This window comes from Neiella marina, assembly GCF_002165625.1.
GTDB classification, from domain to species: domain Bacteria; phylum Pseudomonadota; class Gammaproteobacteria; order Enterobacterales; family Neiellaceae; genus Neiella; species Neiella marina.
This window is the reverse complement of record NZ_NGNS01000002.1, coordinates 272,662-287,937: the sequence shown is the minus strand read 5'-3', so window position 1 is coordinate 287,937 and position 15,276 is coordinate 272,662. Positions and strand designations below refer to the sequence as shown.

Annotated in this window: 12 protein-coding genes; 3 read left to right on the top strand and 9 right to left on the bottom strand. The window is 47.7% G+C overall.

Features of this window, described 5'->3' with window-relative positions; all coding sequences use genetic code 11:
• Positions 1 to 19: 19 nt before the first annotated feature.
• Complete coding sequence (gene pstA, locus CBE68_RS03080; RefSeq protein ID WP_087504581.1) at positions 20 to 1,669, bottom strand: phosphate ABC transporter permease PstA; 1,650 nt, start codon at positions 1,667 to 1,669, stop codon at positions 20 to 22.
• A 25-nt stretch (positions 1,670 to 1,694) separates the two neighbouring features.
• The gene (locus tag CBE68_RS03075) at positions 1,695 to 3,842 is read right to left on the bottom strand and encodes an ABC transporter permease subunit (protein ID WP_229744622.1); all 2,148 of its coding nucleotides are present in this window, start codon (positions 3,840 to 3,842) and stop codon (positions 1,695 to 1,697) included.
• A 373-nt stretch (positions 3,843 to 4,215) separates the two neighbouring features.
• On the opposite strand from CBE68_RS03075, the gene CBE68_RS03070 reads away from it, so the two are divergent.
• The 3 genes from CBE68_RS03070 (at position 4,216) to CBE68_RS03060 (ending at position 8,365) form a co-directional block, all read left to right on the top strand.
• Positions 4,216 to 4,719 carry a glycine cleavage system protein R gene (locus CBE68_RS03070; RefSeq protein ID WP_087504579.1) on the top strand — a complete coding sequence of 168 codons (504 nt, stop codon included), beginning with the start codon at positions 4,216 to 4,218 and terminating at the stop codon, positions 4,717 to 4,719.
• Between the two features lie 87 nt (positions 4,720 to 4,806).
• Positions 4,807 to 6,882, top strand: a complete 2,076-nt coding sequence (ppk1, locus tag CBE68_RS03065) for a polyphosphate kinase 1 (protein ID WP_087504578.1) — start codon at positions 4,807 to 4,809, stop codon at positions 6,880 to 6,882.
• Positions 6,872 to 8,365, top strand: coding sequence for a Ppx/GppA phosphatase family protein (locus CBE68_RS03060; protein WP_158100478.1), 1,494 nt, complete (start codon positions 6,872 to 6,874; stop codon positions 8,363 to 8,365). Before ppk1 ends, CBE68_RS03060 begins: the two co-directional genes overlap by 11 nt.
• Before the next feature lie 57 nt (positions 8,366 to 8,422).
• Here the strand turns inward: CBE68_RS03060 and CBE68_RS03055 are convergent, their stop codons facing one another.
• From CBE68_RS03055 to CBE68_RS03025, 7 genes are all read right to left on the bottom strand, one after another.
• Positions 8,423 to 8,737, bottom strand: coding sequence for a hypothetical protein (locus CBE68_RS03055; protein ID WP_087504576.1), 315 nt, complete (start codon positions 8,735 to 8,737; stop codon positions 8,423 to 8,425).
• A gap of 405 nt (positions 8,738 to 9,142) precedes the next feature.
• A complete protein-coding gene (locus CBE68_RS03050; protein WP_087504575.1) occupies positions 9,143 to 9,460 on the bottom strand; it encodes a hypothetical protein in 318 nt (105 codons plus the stop codon).
• A gap of 223 nt (positions 9,461 to 9,683) precedes the next feature.
• Positions 9,684 to 10,652 carry a PstS family phosphate ABC transporter substrate-binding protein gene (locus CBE68_RS03045; RefSeq protein ID WP_087504574.1) on the bottom strand — a complete coding sequence of 323 codons (969 nt, stop codon included), beginning with the start codon at positions 10,650 to 10,652 and terminating at the stop codon, positions 9,684 to 9,686.
• Between the two features lie 121 nt (positions 10,653 to 10,773).
• A complete protein-coding gene (gene phoR / locus CBE68_RS03040) occupies positions 10,774 to 12,075 on the bottom strand; it encodes a phosphate regulon sensor histidine kinase PhoR (protein ID WP_087504573.1) in 1,302 nt (433 codons plus the stop codon).
• A 17-nt stretch (positions 12,076 to 12,092) separates the two neighbouring features.
• Positions 12,093 to 12,782 carry a phosphate regulon transcriptional regulator PhoB gene (gene phoB / locus CBE68_RS03035; RefSeq protein ID WP_087504572.1) on the bottom strand — a complete coding sequence of 230 codons (690 nt, stop codon included), beginning with the start codon at positions 12,780 to 12,782 and terminating at the stop codon, positions 12,093 to 12,095.
• A gap of 296 nt (positions 12,783 to 13,078) precedes the next feature.
• The gene (locus CBE68_RS03030; protein WP_087504571.1) at positions 13,079 to 14,044 is read right to left on the bottom strand and encodes a porin; all 966 of its coding nucleotides are present in this window, start codon (positions 14,042 to 14,044) and stop codon (positions 13,079 to 13,081) included.
• A gap of 143 nt (positions 14,045 to 14,187) precedes the next feature.
• Positions 14,188 to 15,147, bottom strand: coding sequence for a porin (locus CBE68_RS03025; RefSeq protein WP_087504570.1), 960 nt, complete (start codon positions 15,145 to 15,147; stop codon positions 14,188 to 14,190).
• Positions 15,148 to 15,276 lie beyond the last annotated feature (129 nt).

Here is a 15,276-nt window from a genome sequence, read left to right as displayed (position 1 = left end):
CTCTAATCAAATACTGTTCTTAGTGCTCAAGCGAGCGGTATTTTTCACGCAAGTGATTGCGAATGCCAATAGCGGTAATGTTCAAGCCCACAATAACGGTCACCAACAAGAATGAGGTGGCGTAAACAAGGGGGCGAGCCGCTTCAACATTGGGGCTTTGGAAACCAACATCATAGATGTGGAAGCCCAAGTGCATAAACTTACGGTCTAAGTGAATAAACGGGAAGTTACCATCAACCGGCAGGGTCGGCGCCATTTTCACCACCCCAACCAACATCAGCGGCGCAACTTCACCAGCAGCACGAGCAACCGCCAGAATCAAACCGGTCATAATTGCAGGCGATGCCATCGGCAATACGATACGCCACAGAGTTTCAGCCTTAGTCGCGCCCAACGCCAAACTGCCCTGACGCACAGTCGAAGGGATTCGCGATAGACCTTCTTCGGTCGATACGATGACCACTGGTAGGGTCAAAATTGCCAGCGTCAATGCCGACCACATCATACCGGGGGTACCGAATGTTGGCGATGGTAGCGCTTCCGGGTAGAACAATTGGTCGATGCTGCCACCCATGACGTAAACAAAGAAGCCCAAGCCAAATACGCCGTAAACAATCGATGGCACACCAGCTAGGTTGATTACCGCGGTACGAATAATCTTGGTGAGGGCATTTTTACCCGCATATTCGTGCAAGTAGATCGCAGCGACCACACCAAATGGTGTCACCACCACTGCCATCAGCATCACCATGAAGACGGTACCAAAGATCGCTGGGAACACCCCGCCTTCAGTGTTTGCTTCACGCGGCTCACTGCTGATGAATTTACCCACTTCCACGAACCAGTGACCGGCTTTGGCAAACACGCTCATGTCGTTAGGGTAAATGACATCCAACACATACTTCATTGAGATGTGGACTGACTCACCACGCATATCTTTGATAACGACAGTATCGCGCTCAGTTTCTTCACGCAGAGCAAACAGCTCTTTCTCATAGCCAAGGTACTCAGTGCGAAGGGCTTCACGCTGCGCGTTGTAGTCATCAATCCGCTCTTGGGTCAGTCGATCACGCAGTTCATCACCACGTTCACGCAAACGGATTTTTTCCAGCTTGTAGTTAATGCCGCCAATATCACCGTGCTGAATATCAGCCATGCCGTCGGTTAGCTCGCCGACGCGATCAATGCGCTGTTGCAACACTTCAGCCACATCGCCAGCAACGGGCTGTTGGCCTTCCAAAACTTGCAACACTTCGCCGTAGAAGTTGCCGTTTTTAGTGCGCTCAACACGAGCGATGTTGGCGGGTTTGGTGCGCTCGATGATATCCGTTTCAAGGATCCAGCGGAAATCCAAGTCGACGAATTCACGGTTACCGGTTTTCACCAAGTAGCGCGTCACCAAATCAGTAGGGGCACCTTGAATATCGCGGCCGGCTTCTCGCAGCTGTGATACTGGCACCTGTTCTCTATCGTGAATTTCACCCACAACGGTACTGACATTACCGAACTGATCACGCACTTCAAATTGATAGACAGACGCAGGCCAGAAATAAACCAAACCACGCCAAGCAATGAGCAGCAATAAGCCTAATACAGCAACCAAACTGATACTGACAGTACCAGCTGTCATCCATACCCAAGGTGAGCCAGACTTAAACCAAGTTTTCATCTAATAATTCTCCGTCTCGCTCAGCTTACATATTGCTGTATTTGTCACGCAGACGCTGGCGGACAAATTCAGAAATGGTGTTGAACACAAAGGTCACAATAAAGAGTACAAAGGCTGATAAGAACAGCACTCGATAGTGCGAGCTACCCACTTCAGATTCCGGCATTTCAACCGCAATATTGGCCGACAGCGTCCGCATGCCCTGGAAGATACTCCAGTCCATCAATGGCGTATTACCCGTTGCCATCAACACGATCATGGTTTCACCCACGGCGCGACCAAGACCCATCATCACCGCAGAGAAAATACCTGGGCTTGCAGTTAGCAACACGACTCGAGTCAGCGTTTGCCAAGGCGTTGCGCCTAGCGCCAGCGAACCATTCGATAAGTGGCGAGGGACGCTAAACACAGCGTCTTCAGCAATGGAGAAAATTGTCGGGATAACCGCGAAGCCCATGGCGATACCAACAACCAATGAGTTGCGCTGGTCAAAACTGATGCCCATTTCGTTGGTGATATAACCACGTGCATCACCGCCCATTAGCCACAGCTCCAGTGTTGGACTGATGGCAAAACTGAACCAGCCAAGGAACACCACAACCGGGATCAGCAACGCGGCATCCCAGCCTTCCGGCATCCGTTGTTTGATGTTTTTCGGCAATTTGTGGAAGCCCCATGCGGCAGCCAAGAATCCGGCCGGCAAAACAATCAGTAATGTCATGACGCCAGGCAAGTTGCCTTCAATTAATGGCGCCAACCACAGGCCAGCGAGGAAACCTAGGATCACTGTCGGCAGCGCTTCCATGATTTCAACGGTTGGCTTGACGTAAGTACGCATTTCAGGTGCCATGAAGTACGCTGTATAAATCGCGCCAGCTAATGCCAGCGGCACCGCAAACAACATCGCGTAGAACGCCGCTTTGATGGTACCGAAGGAAATAGGCACTAATGACATCTTCGCTTCAAAGTCATCACTACCAGAGGTCGACTGCCAGATATAGTCAGGCTCTTTGTAACCCTCGTACCATACCTCTTGCCACAACGCACTCCAGGTGACTTCTGGGTGCGGGTTATATATTTCGATATAACTAATTTGGCCAGCTTCCTGCAGTAAAGCGGAGTCGGCACGAGGCGAAAAGACAATCTGGTCGATGCTATCTTCAGCGAGCTGTTTAGTGACAAGACGAGTATCACCCGTGGAATGAAACAGCGACAATTGACCATCTTCCGTACCCGCCATGAAGCCGCGACGGAAGAACTCTGACGTCATTACGCTGACGTCCCCACCAGCATCAAAATCTCGAATACGGGTAAACTCGCGACCTTGCTCAGTTTGCACTTGGAACCACTGGCTGATAATGCCGCCTTGTTCGGCGATCATGACCGACGACGCACCTGACAACAGATCCATCGAAGTAAGCTTCTTGTTACCGAAATCAAGGGTTTGCAAACGGCTGATGCCCGAGTCTGGCTGACTGATATCGTAGATATCAACCAAATTGGCGTGGCGCACAAACATCATTCGATGGTCTGGCGTCACTCGCAACTGATCGATTTCTCGCGCTTGGGTGTTAACCGCGTAATACTCGGCTTGCCACTCAATTTCCTCGGTCATGAAATCTTCTTCACCAATCAAACGAGTGACAATCAGACGGTTATCGACGGTCACTGCGGCGAATGTTGCTTCCGTTTCGCCACGTTCAAAGACAAAGTACTTGAGCGCCTTTCCTTGCTGGTCCACCTGCAATGGTTCCTCGCCAAGCGGATAGCTGACAAATGGCGTCAATTGGCGCACATCATTTGGGAAGGTGACACGAAAATCTGGACGAACCACTAACGCTTTGCCTTGCTCATCAGCAATCGCATAGGTTTGGCTCGAAGGCGTCGACATAGTGACATTGAGTTCACCGTCTAAACCGGAGAGTTGTTCGGTGCTAATGATATCGCCAGGGTTGAAACCTTTATTGGCCTGACGAGCAGCAAAGAACACCACTGACGCCTCAGAGGTCAAACGAAAACCAATTTCGTTCTGCTCTTCTATGCCTAGAGCCAGAGTTTCACCAATGCCAGGAACGGCATATGTGTCGTGCTGTTCCATCGTCACCGGACGAAAAACAGGGAACACAACGTAAAGTAGATAAAAGAAGATCAGCAGTAGTGCCACCAAAACCATAACACCGCCAGCGGTTACACCGTAGCGGGCGATACGATCTTTCAATAGGCGCACACGACTGGCCGCTAACAAGTTATGAGCGGAGTCGGCCATTTTGAACCTCAAAGTGAATAAAGCTGGGGCGATTATATTTTTGCAATATGACAGATTTGTTACAAAGTGCTTTGTAACCAAAGTTTATTCATCTAGCGCCTGTGCAAATCAAAATGAGCGCTAAATCATGCTGATTTTATTACCAAATCTATTAGACTGGAATGAGTGACAAGCTCTCCGGCTTGCAGACTGTGGCGAAATGTTTACTTTGCCGCCACTCCGGCATCCCTCAAATGCCGAATAAAGCTTATGTTCGATAGATAGCAGCGGAGCAATATTGATGAAAACCATCGTTATTTCCATTATTGGCCCTGATCGTTCTGGTATTGTTGATGAGGTATCAACATGCCTTATTGACCATCACGGAAACTGGTTGGGCTCAAGTATGAGTCTTATGGCTGGACAGTTTGCTGGTATTGTTGAAGCCAGCCTTCCCGAACAACAATTGGCGGGATTAACCGAACAACTTCAACTGCTCAGCAACTTAACCATTCACGTTGCCGATGGTTCGACTCAACCGCAACCCGAACAGTCAACGCTGGAATTTGTCGTTACTGCCAACGATAGGCCCGGTATCGTTCAACAAGTCTCTTCTTGTTTGGCAAAACTTAACATCAATGTTTTGCTCCTTGAAACCGAATGTGAGTCCGCCGCCCATTTCGGAGGCAATTTATTCCACGCCAGAATCAATGCGGCATTGCCAGAGCAACTGACAGCAGAGGATGTGTGGGCAGCCCTTGAAGCACTATCAGATGATTTAATGATCGACCAAGACATCGTCTAGAACTCGTTCTGACATAAAAGTGTCACATCACTTTTCGGATTAAGGCCGTAACATACGGTCGACAAACTTTCACTCATTGAGGACAGTATGAGCCACCCCAAACTGCACGTAGAAAAGGAATTAAGCTGGTTATCATTTAATGAGCGAGTGTTGCAGGAGGCGGCCGACAAAACAGTTCCTATCATTGAGCGCGTGCGCTTCTTGGGGATTTTCTCCAATAATCTTGATGAGTTCTTCCGCGTTCGGGTCGCCAATGTGAGGCGCCGCATTCTTATTGAAGGCGCGGGTCCAAAGAGTGAAAAAACCAAAAAGCTGATGACCGCGATCCAAGAAAAGGTACTCAAGCTGAATCAAGGGTTTGATGAAGCTTACATGGATATCATCATCGGTTTAGCGCGCCACAACATCTTTTTGATCAACGAAGAGCAAGTTTCCGACGCGCACGGCCGCTGGCTACGCAAATACTTCCGAGACAATGTATTGCCTCATGTGGCGCCGATTATCGTTAGCGAGAAAGTCGATCTCACTCGAGTGCTAAAAGACGACTTGACCTATTTGGTGGTTGAACTGAAGTCAGCCGATAGCATCCGCTATGCCTTAATTGAGGTACCTTCCGATCGGGTATCACGGTTTGTCAATTTGCCCGATGAAAAGGGCCGCAAGAAGAAAAGCATGATCTTGCTGGACAACATGATCCGCTATTGTCTCGATGACATTTTCCAGGGCTTTTTCGAGTACGATGAGGCACAGGCTTTTTCGATCAAAATGACTCGAGATGCCGACTTTGATTTAAGTGAAGATGTCGATCAGTCGATTCTCGAGCAAATGTCCGGCGGGTTGAAGCAGCGTCTCACCGGCAAACCGGTGCGCTTCGTTCATGATCGCGAAATGCCCACCGCCATGGTCGAGTTTATCAAGTACAAATTAGGTATTTCATCCTATGATTCGGTGATTCCAGGCGGCCGATACCATAACTTTCGCGACTTTATAGGCTTTCCAAATGTTGGCCGCGCCTACTTAGAAAACCCCAAACTAAGAGCATTGGATAGTGCTCATTTCGACCGCCATACCACCGCCTTTGAAGCCATTAGCGAAGGCGATATTCTGCTCTACTACCCATATCATAAGTTTCGCTACTTCACCGAATTCCTTCGCCAAGGCGCCTTTGACCCAACAGTGAAGGCCATCAAGATTAGTATTTACCGGGTCGCAAAAAACAGTCAGGTCATTAAATCACTGATTGATGCGGCCGAGAATGGCAAACGAGTCACGGTAGTGGTTGAACTCCGAGCACGGTTCGATGAGGAGGCCAATATTGATTGGGCCAGAACCCTCACTGAGGCTGGCATTAAAGTTGAGTTTGGCGTCCCAGCGTTGAAATGTCACACCAAGTTATGCCAGATCACCCGCACAGAAGACGGCGAGGACGTCAATTATTGCCACATTGGTACTGGCAACTTTCACGAGAAAACCGCTCGAATTTATACTGACTTCAGCCTGTTCACCAAACATGCTGAGATCAATGACGAAGTACACAATGTATTCGACTTCATTCAGCATGCTTATAAGCGTTATCGCTTTAAGCATTTGGTGGTCAGTCCGAACGATACTCGCCGCCGCTTGTATCGCTTAATTGACCAAGAAATTGACTATGCCCAGCAAGGTAAGAAGGCTGAGATCTTTATCAAAGTAAACAACTTAGTCGATGTCGGAATCGTCAACCGACTCTATGCCGCTAGCAATGCCGGGGTCAAGATCCGCATTATCGTCCGTGGTATGTGTAGTTTGGTGCCAGGGCTTCCAGGTTACAGCGACAATATCCAAGCGATCAGCATTGTCGACCGGTTTCTCGAACATCCGCGGGTGTTTAGCTTTCGCGCCAATGGCGAGCACGAGACCTTCATTTCGTCGGCGGATTGGATGACCCGCAATATTGAAAACAGGGTCGAAGTGGGTGTGCCGGTTTACGATGACAAAATGAAAAAGCTGATTCTAGATATCCTCGAATTGCAATGGAGTGATCGTACCAAAGCGCGAGTTATCGACATTGAGCAAACAAACCCTTATAAACCTAGAGGCAACAAAAAGAAAATTCGCTCACAGATCGTCACTCACGATTACTTAAAAGCATATGAAGAGAAGTCAAAAGGACGTGGAAAGTAATTCAACCGACGTAACAAATTCAGACAATGTGCTGGTCGCACTCGACCTCGGCTCTAACAGCTTTCATATGGTGATTGCCCGTATCGTTGAGGGTAATTTACAAATTCTCACCCGCCACAAAGAAAAAGTCCGGCTTGCTGCCGGGCTTGATGACAATAACCAGCTTGACCAAGCGGGCTTTCAACGCGGTCTTGAATCCCTCAGTCGTTTTAATGAAAGGCTGCAGCCATTCGATACCGCAAACGTTCGCATCGTCGCGACCCACACGCTGCGTAAAGCAACCAATGCACGAGATTTTCTGGCCAAGGCTGAAGAAGTGCTATCACACCCAGTGGAAGTGATTTCTGGCCACGAAGAAGCTCGTTTGATTTACAAAGCGGTAGCTAACGCAGAGATGACTGAAGACAAAACCTTGGTCATTGATATTGGTGGCGGCAGCACCGAATTAGCATTGGGACAGAATCACCAAGTGCTGCGACTGACCAGTCGCACCATGGGTTGTGTCAGCTTTACCAAAAAATATTTCGCTAACGGCATCACTAAACAAGCATTCAAAAAAGCCATCTTGTCGGCCCAACAACGTTTGGAGCCAGTCATTGACAGCTTTTGCCGTGTTGGTTGGGGCCGAGTACTGGCGACATCAGGCACAGCATCAGCTCTTGCTGCTTGCGCTCAGGAAATGGGCCATAGCGCAATCACTGCGGACAGCCTAAAAGACCTGCAAAAACTGTTGATTGAAAAGCAAACTGATATCGAAATTAAAGGCATATCAGAAGAGCGATTTCAGGTACTAGCCGGTGGCCTAGCTGTCATGGCTGCCATTGTGTCAGCATTTCAGATTAACGAGATTCGATATTCAGCTGCTGCTTTGCGTGAGGGCGTACTCTATGAAATGCATGGCGGTATGGAACACAGTGATGTCCGGCGCCGTGCGCGAGAGAGTCTGATGGCTCGCTACAATGTCGATGGCATTCAAGCGCAACGGGTGGCTGAAATAGCCATTTGGTTGTGGCAACAATTGCAGAAACCTTGGGCTTTGCCGCATTCATCGCTAAGTTTGATTCGTCATGCAGCTTACCTGCACGAAGTGGGTTTAGATATCAACTCCTCAGCCATTCAGCGCCACTCCGCTTACATCATTGAAAACAGCGATTTAGCTGGCTTCAACCGCGATGAACAACTGGTATTGGCCAACTTAGTACGGTTCCATCGAAAAAAATTGCAATTGAACCAACTTCTGCCAATTGAAGAACTGTTCAAAGACAAGACCTTGATTCGACTAATACGGATATTGCGAATCGCGGTATTGTTAAACTTGGGTCGCAAAGGCTATGAGCAGCCTCAGTCAGTGACGGTTGATGGCAAAACCATGACACTTACGTTTGCCCCCGACACCTTGACTAATCAGCAGTTGCTATACGTCGACTTAGATAGGGAAGCTCAGCTGCTGGAACTGGCCGGCTTCAAGTTGATATTCGAGTGATCGAAGCAAAGTACTGAAGCTCCATGGCAGAGCTTCAGTGTCGATAAACAACCCAAACTAGCGCGTCGGCTCAAGCAAGCTGCGGCGCTTCAAGTGATGCTTTAGAGCCCTGAGCGCCCCCCGCATTTTGCCCTGCCCCGGATGATCATATGAATCTTCCAAACGCTGACAAGCCGCTTGTATCACTCGTGGCGCAATACCACGAAGACGCGATGAGATCAGTTCAATTTGAGAGCAATTGTGGGCCAACTGTAAATTTGGAATTGCTTCTTTAGGGCTAACAAAGCGTTGTTTACTGCTACGTAGGTTGGCAAACAGCTTCGCTAACTTCGACACATCATGGATCAGTGAAGGTGGTGGATTGGAAAACATCAGATTTATTCTCCTATCATGCGGGTTCACTAACAATAGTGCGAAAAAGCATATTTAGATCACAAGTAGAAAAAAATAAATCATCAGAAAAAAACGTAATTAACTGATAAACAAATGATAATAAAACAACACATTAACAATTTAGATTCAGTTAGATAACATCCACCAACGAGTACACCTTTGCTTTTTGGGGCTATATTATGACAATAAATTGATAAAAAGTAAGGGTATTAGAACAAGCTAGCGTTCAACTCACCAAATTCACCACAATTAGTCGAACACCCAACGCAAGCCTGAACTCACTGCATAGGTGAGATCAGGCTTAGAGCTAAGATTTCTACATTGGCTTCGATGCAAGCCAACGGCGGCTTGGCCGCACGTCCGCTGAGTGACTAGGGCGAATAGTCAAGCGGCATAAGTGTGCTGTTCTGCCAAGTGGCGATGAAAATTATGCCTTGCTGAGCGAAGCCCTGCTGCTAAGCCAAGCTTGCCAAGATTAAAGTAGGTGGTTTCAAGCTTGTCGAGAGCGCCATCAATGCGCGCCTCATTGGTCGACTCCAATGCCGTGAATATCCTTGCGATTTGACTACACTGGTGCGCTAGCTCGAGATTTGGCAATGCTTGTTGGGGTGAAACAAACTGTTGCCGTTTACGGCGCAAAACCGCAAAGATTTCGGCTAGTCGAGTGAGGTGCGTTACTAACTCTTGAGGTGGTGTGGTCATAAGATGCGTCCTTTTATTTTTTAGTATGACTACATTCACCATAGAAAAGGGGCTTTTGTTACACCAGTCGACCTATTTGATCGAAATCAAATGAGTTCAAATTGGTCAGACAGGTACGTCCTGTGATCATCTGACTTGTGATCTCTGCTGTTAGCGTCTAACAGGCAAAAAAAAACCGGCCGAAGCCGGTTTTTCAAGTTCACTTTGCAATCCCATTTGAGGATTACAGCAGACCCAACTTTTTCAGGTCAGCATTTGCAACTTTCGCTGGTACTGGGATGTAGCCGTCTTTCTCTACAACAGTTTGGCCCTGCTTAGACAACATATAGCGAACGAACTCAGCTTCTAACGGAGCCAATGGACGATTTGGATGCTTGTTGACGTAGACGTACAAGTAACGAGACAGTGGGTACTCACCAGTCAAAGCTTTTTCCATAGTCGCAGGAACGAATGGACCACCTTTTTTCGACAACGGCACGGCTTTAACACCAGAAGTCAGGTAACCAATACCTGAGTAACCAATAGCGTTCAGTGAGGCAGAAACCGACTGAACAACTGATGCAGAACCAGGCTGCTCGTTGACAGAAGATTTGAAGTCACCTTTACACAGGCCCTTCTTCTTGAAGTAACCATAAGTGCCTGATACCGAGTTACGACCATAGAGTTGGAAGTCACGAGAGCTCCAGTCACCAGTCAAGCCTAGGTCGCCCCAGTTTTTGATTGCTTCACCACCACACTTGCCAGTGCTTGAGAAGATCGCGTCAACTTGCTTAATGGTCAGGCCATCAATTGGGTTGTCTTTGTTGATGAATACTGCCAAGGCGTCGATTGCCACGCGAACAGGAGTTGGCTTGTAACCATACTTCTTGTCGAACGCTTCAATCTCGCCAGCTTTCATCTTACGGCTCATTGGGCCAAAGTTAGAAGTGCCCTTTTCGAGAGCTGGTGGCGCAGTAGATGAACCAGCAGCAGTTACTTCCACAGTAACGCTTGGGTAGAAATCATCACGGAATTCTTGAGTCCACAGAGACATCATGTTTGCCAATGTGTCAGAACCAGTTGATGAGATCTTGCCAGAAATACCACTCACCTGCTTGTAGTCAGGAAGGTCTTTATCCAAAGCAACAACGTTGGCAGAAAATACTGCAGCGGCAGTCAGGCCAATAGTTGCAGCAACTTGTTTGAGTTTCATAGGGACTCCGTCTGGAAATAATCCATTTCAAAAAAAACGCGCTCAGTATTGCGCCCTGCCATGACAGTTAGATTAACCTTTTATGACATTTTTATTTCAGTAAAAGATAACAGCTAAGTGTTTATTTTATATAGATTAGTGATGTTGGAATGATAAAACTAAAGGTCGAACCGAAGGTCAATTCCGACTCGATATTCAAACTGGATTGATGATGGCTCAAGGCATGTTTGACAATAGCAAGACCGAGACCCGACCCACCAGTTTTACGCGATCGCGCCCTGTCGACCCGATAGAAGCGCTCGGTTAGCCGCGCCAAGTGTTCTGCGGCAATGCCATCACCATCATCACGGACAGCAAATTCAGCACCAGTCGCACAGCGCTGCCAATGGATCTTAATATGACCACCGTCGGGAGTGTAGTGCACCGCGTTGAAGATCAAATTAGAAAAGGCGCTGCGCATTTGCATCAGATCACCTTTCATCATCAAGCCAGACTCAACAAATAGCTGAATCGATAGATTTCGTTCTTCCGCCAGCGTTTTTGCCTCCTCGGCAATAGTCGATAGCAAGCCAGGAACATCGATTTCGTGGCTGGTATCTGGGCGATCGTTCGCTTCGATTTTTGACAGCGTTAACAGCTGAGAAACTAACGAGTCCATTCGGTGAGTTTGCTCAAGCATCATTGACTGTGCTTTTTGCCACATTTCCGGAGGCATTGATTGTGGGTCTTGCAGCATTTCAATGTAGCCCTGGACAACGGTCAACGGGGTCCTCAGCTCGTGACTGACATTGGCGACAAAGTCGCGCCGCATTTGCTCCAATCGCAACCATTGGGTGACGTCACGAACCACCAGCAGGATTTGTTTCTTGTCATAGGGCATGCGACGGAATTCGATCATTCGCATCGGCTCCGCTGGTGATGGAAACACCATCAGATCCGGACCATCAGTTGCATTGATGTATTCGATGAATTCAGGGTTACGGATTAGGTTGTCGATGCGTTGGCCCGCGTCTTCAGGCCAGCGTAGTCCCAATAACCGTTGAGCAAGCTGATTAGACCAAACAATGGAGCGATCTTTTTGGATCACCACAGCGCCATCTGGAAGCGCTTCGGCACCGCGCCGAAACCGCTTGAGCAGACGAGCCAAATCTTTGCGGCGACGACGATTACGCTGTTGCAAGCGATAAAGGCCATCGTAAATCACTCCCCAGGAGCCGGATCCGGCTGGCGGAGCAAAACGCTTATCTCGCCAAAGATACACGGATAATTGCTTCATGTGGCGATAATGCCAAAACAGCAATGCCAAAGCGCAAACACCGGCAAACAATAGCGGCGCGTCAAACAGCAGGCCGAAGATCCCGGCCACCGCCAACATCAATATGACGGTGGTGAGTGTTCCCCAACCAATTGAGCGTTCTCTCATTAGCTATCCAATGATAATTAGATGCGAGCTGAAAAACGGTACCCTGCGCCACGCACTGTTTGAATCATTTTGTCGTGACCGTTAGTTTCAATCGCTTTGCGTAAGCGACGAATATGAACGTCTACGGTCCGATCTTCAACATAAATATTGGTGCCCCACACCTGATCGAGCAATTGTTCGCGACTGTAGACGCGCTCAGGGTGAGTCATAAAGAAGTGCAGCAACTTGAATTCAGTCGGCCCCATCTCAAGCGCATCATCACCACAGGTGACACGATGACTCACCGGATCAAGCCGGAGTCCCTGAATTTCAACCTGCTCATCGAGACCGGTAGGATTGACTCGGCGGATCACTGCTTTAATACGTGCCATCAGTTCCCGCGGCGAGAATGGTTTAGTGACGTAATCATCAGCGCCCACTTCTAAACCACGGATTTTATCTTCTTCTTCACCACGAGCGGTCAACATGATGATTGGAATTTGACGAGTGAACTCGTCTTTTTTCAATTTTTTCGCCAACTGGATGCCACTGCCACCCGGCAACATCCAATCCAACAGAACTAAATCAGGATATGGCTCGGTTAACTGTTGAAGCGCCTCATCAAAATCTTCCGCTTCAACGGCTTGATAACCATGCTGATCCAGAACAAATGTCAGCATCTCCCTGATAGGTGCTTCATCTTCAACTACTAGCACTCGTCTAGCCATAATACGTCACTCAGCCTCAGCAATTGAGCGCAGTCTAAATTGACTGCAGTCTATAATCCAACGCGTATTATTCGGTTGAACAATGTCACTTTTATGACAATTGTTACAGATTTTCTTAATCACCATGAAACTAGTGAGTCAATTGGCTATTTACAACGTCCGATCATGGACGGCAATCGCGTTTGGCAGCCATTTTTTTGCCTTGGTACCGTCAAACGTTAGGCAAAAATAAAGCCTTACCAAGATCACTTAGCAAGGCTTAGATGAACGCAGAGCTGCGAACAGCAGCGATTCAATTAGAATAAGTGGATAATGCCTACGCCCACGTATTCGTCATCGTTTTCTTTGTCTTCAAGATCAAATGAAGTACCAAACGCGTAAAGCGTGGTGCTTTTAGCCAGTTTGTAGTCAACCCCTAGGTTGATGGCTTCACCGGCAGATGACTTCTTGTTCAACGCCATGTCGGTATCTTGATACTGAACTTTGAACAACCAATCATTGTACTTATAGCCGGCATTTACTAAGTAGCCGTCACCATCTTTGCCTTCTTTGTCGTCGCGGTCTGACTCAGAATCCTGGAACATCGCGCCAAGTTGGATATTGTTCCACTGGCCATATGCAGTCACACGGTAGCTGGTGATGCCAAAGACTTCACTGTTATATGACGCAGATGCGTACCAATTGCCGTTTTTCCACTTCGAATCACCGTAACTTACCGCTAAAGAGAAAGCGTCTGAGCTAGCACCGTTATCCGATGCATCAGATTGCTTGGAGTTGCCTTCAAGCACATATGTTGCAGCAAAGCGCGCTTTACCAAACTTTGGAGAGGTGTAATGAACGCTTTCTTCAACTCGGTCTTCACTGGCAAACAAACCAGCGATATCACCATTGATATCTCCGAAACGGTCAACTTTTCCTTGCGACGTCTTGAAGGCGCTGTCTTTGCGACCTAATAGCAATTCACCCATCTTTTGACTACGCAAGCCAACATACTGGTTGCGAGCTTTGATATTGTCAGAGTCTTCATCAATGTTAACTTTAAACTCAAGTAGATAAACCGCAGACAAATCATCATTAATTGGTGCGACACCTTTCAAACCAAAACGAGAGTGATGACTTTTCACCTCGGTTGTGGAATCACCGGCTTCATCGGTGTTTTGGACAGTAACGTTAATTTTGCCATATACCGTTGGGTCAAGATCCGCTGGCGCAGCCATCGCAAGAGGGCTGACAAGCATCAGAGCGCTGCAAAGTTGTTTCATAATTATGTTTCGCTTTTGTTAAATGTGGCCACAGTTTATCGACTAAATCCCTGTTGCCATTGATAAGTATCAAGCGAATACAAAAAAGCGGAGCCTAGGCTCCGCTTGTCTTTCCGCCGAATAAACGGCCGTTGTTTTAAGCTTTAGAACTTGTGTTCAATACCCAAACCAACATAGGTTTCTTCGTCAATGGTCTTACCGCCATCGTTCGTCACATCTTTATCTAGGTCACGCAGCGTTGCAAAGGCATACAACTTAGTTGGTTTAGCCAACTTGTAATCTGCGCCAATGCTGATTGAGGTTGGATCGGCACTCGCCTCTTCCATGGTTTGATATTGCGCTTTAAAGGTCCAAGCATCCATCTTGTAAGCCGCGCTGACCATGTAGCCAGTGTAATCGTCACTACCATCAACAGGCTCTTCGTTTTGGATCATTGCGCCCAACACGAAGTTACCTAACTTACCCTGAACTGTGGCGCGAATGACATCGTGTGCATCCACTTCACTGTCGTAGGCAACAGAGGCATAAATCGGTGTTTTCTTCAGTTTTGAATCACCGTACATCAGCGCAGTGGAGAAGCCAGTTTCATCTTTTTGCTTGTTTGAGTTTTCAGTCACGTAGGTGACGCCAAACTGGAAGTTATTGAACTTTGGCGATTTGTAAGTCACCGTTTGGTCAAGACGATTTTCGCCTTCGAACAAGGCTTTAACGTCACCTTCCAGATCGCTAAACAGGTCCACTTTACCCTGAGATTGTTTCAACATAGTGTCGTTGCGACCCACAAGTACCTGGCCAAAATCGCCTTGCAAGCCGATCCACTGGTTACGCGCATCAATGTTATCGCCTTCGGAATCAGCGATGTTCACTTGAAATTCCAAGGTGTAGATAACATCCAGCGAATCGTTAACAGCCATACCGCCTTTGACACCAAAGCGTGACGCATTGGATTTCAATTCAGCTTCGCTGCCATCAGTGCCTTTGTCATCAGAACTCTGGAGTGAAGTGTTGATTTTGCCGTAGACAGTAATTGGCTCAAGGGCAAACGCAGGCGCAGCCAAAGTAGCCGCAACGGCCAAGGCCGCAGAGGATTTGATCAGATTCATCGCACATTACTCGTATATTGTTTCGTCAAAAAAGAAGAAGAGATACAAATCGAATCTCTAACTTGGCGCAAATGGTGTCAGAACAATGTGACATTTTTATTTCAATACACAGCGACGAGTCGTCAACAA

Excerpts from the sequence above, each read along its gene's own strand:
- CBE68_RS03055 (WP_087504576.1), bottom strand. The coding sequence starts at position 8,737 with ATGTTTTCCAATCCACCACCTTCACTGATCCATGATGTGTCGAAGTTA.
- CBE68_RS03075 (WP_229744622.1), bottom strand. The coding sequence starts at position 3,842 with ATGGTTTTGGTGGCACTACTGCTGATCTTCTTTTATCTACTTTACGTT.
- CBE68_RS03025 (WP_087504570.1), bottom strand. The coding sequence starts at position 15,147 with ATGAATCTGATCAAATCCTCTGCGGCCTTGGCCGTTGCGGCTACTTTG.
- ppk1 (WP_087504578.1), top strand. The coding sequence starts at position 4,807 with ATGAGCCACCCCAAACTGCACGTAGAAAAGGAATTAAGCTGGTTATCA.
- phoB (WP_087504572.1), bottom strand. The coding sequence starts at position 12,782 with ATGGCTAGACGAGTGCTAGTAGTTGAAGATGAAGCACCTATCAGGGAG.
- pstA (WP_087504581.1), bottom strand. The coding sequence starts at position 1,669 with ATGAAAACTTGGTTTAAGTCTGGCTCACCTTGGGTATGGATGACAGCT.
- CBE68_RS03045 (WP_087504574.1), bottom strand. The coding sequence starts at position 10,652 with ATGAAACTCAAACAAGTTGCTGCAACTATTGGCCTGACTGCCGCTGCA.
- CBE68_RS03050 (WP_087504575.1), bottom strand. The coding sequence starts at position 9,460 with ATGACCACACCACCTCAAGAGTTAGTAACGCACCTCACTCGACTAGCC.
- phoR (WP_087504573.1), bottom strand. The coding sequence starts at position 12,075 with ATGAGAGAACGCTCAATTGGTTGGGGAACACTCACCACCGTCATATTG.
- CBE68_RS03030 (WP_087504571.1), bottom strand. The coding sequence starts at position 14,044 with ATGAAACAACTTTGCAGCGCTCTGATGCTTGTCAGCCCTCTTGCGATG.
- CBE68_RS03070 (WP_087504579.1), top strand. The coding sequence starts at position 4,216 with ATGAAAACCATCGTTATTTCCATTATTGGCCCTGATCGTTCTGGTATT.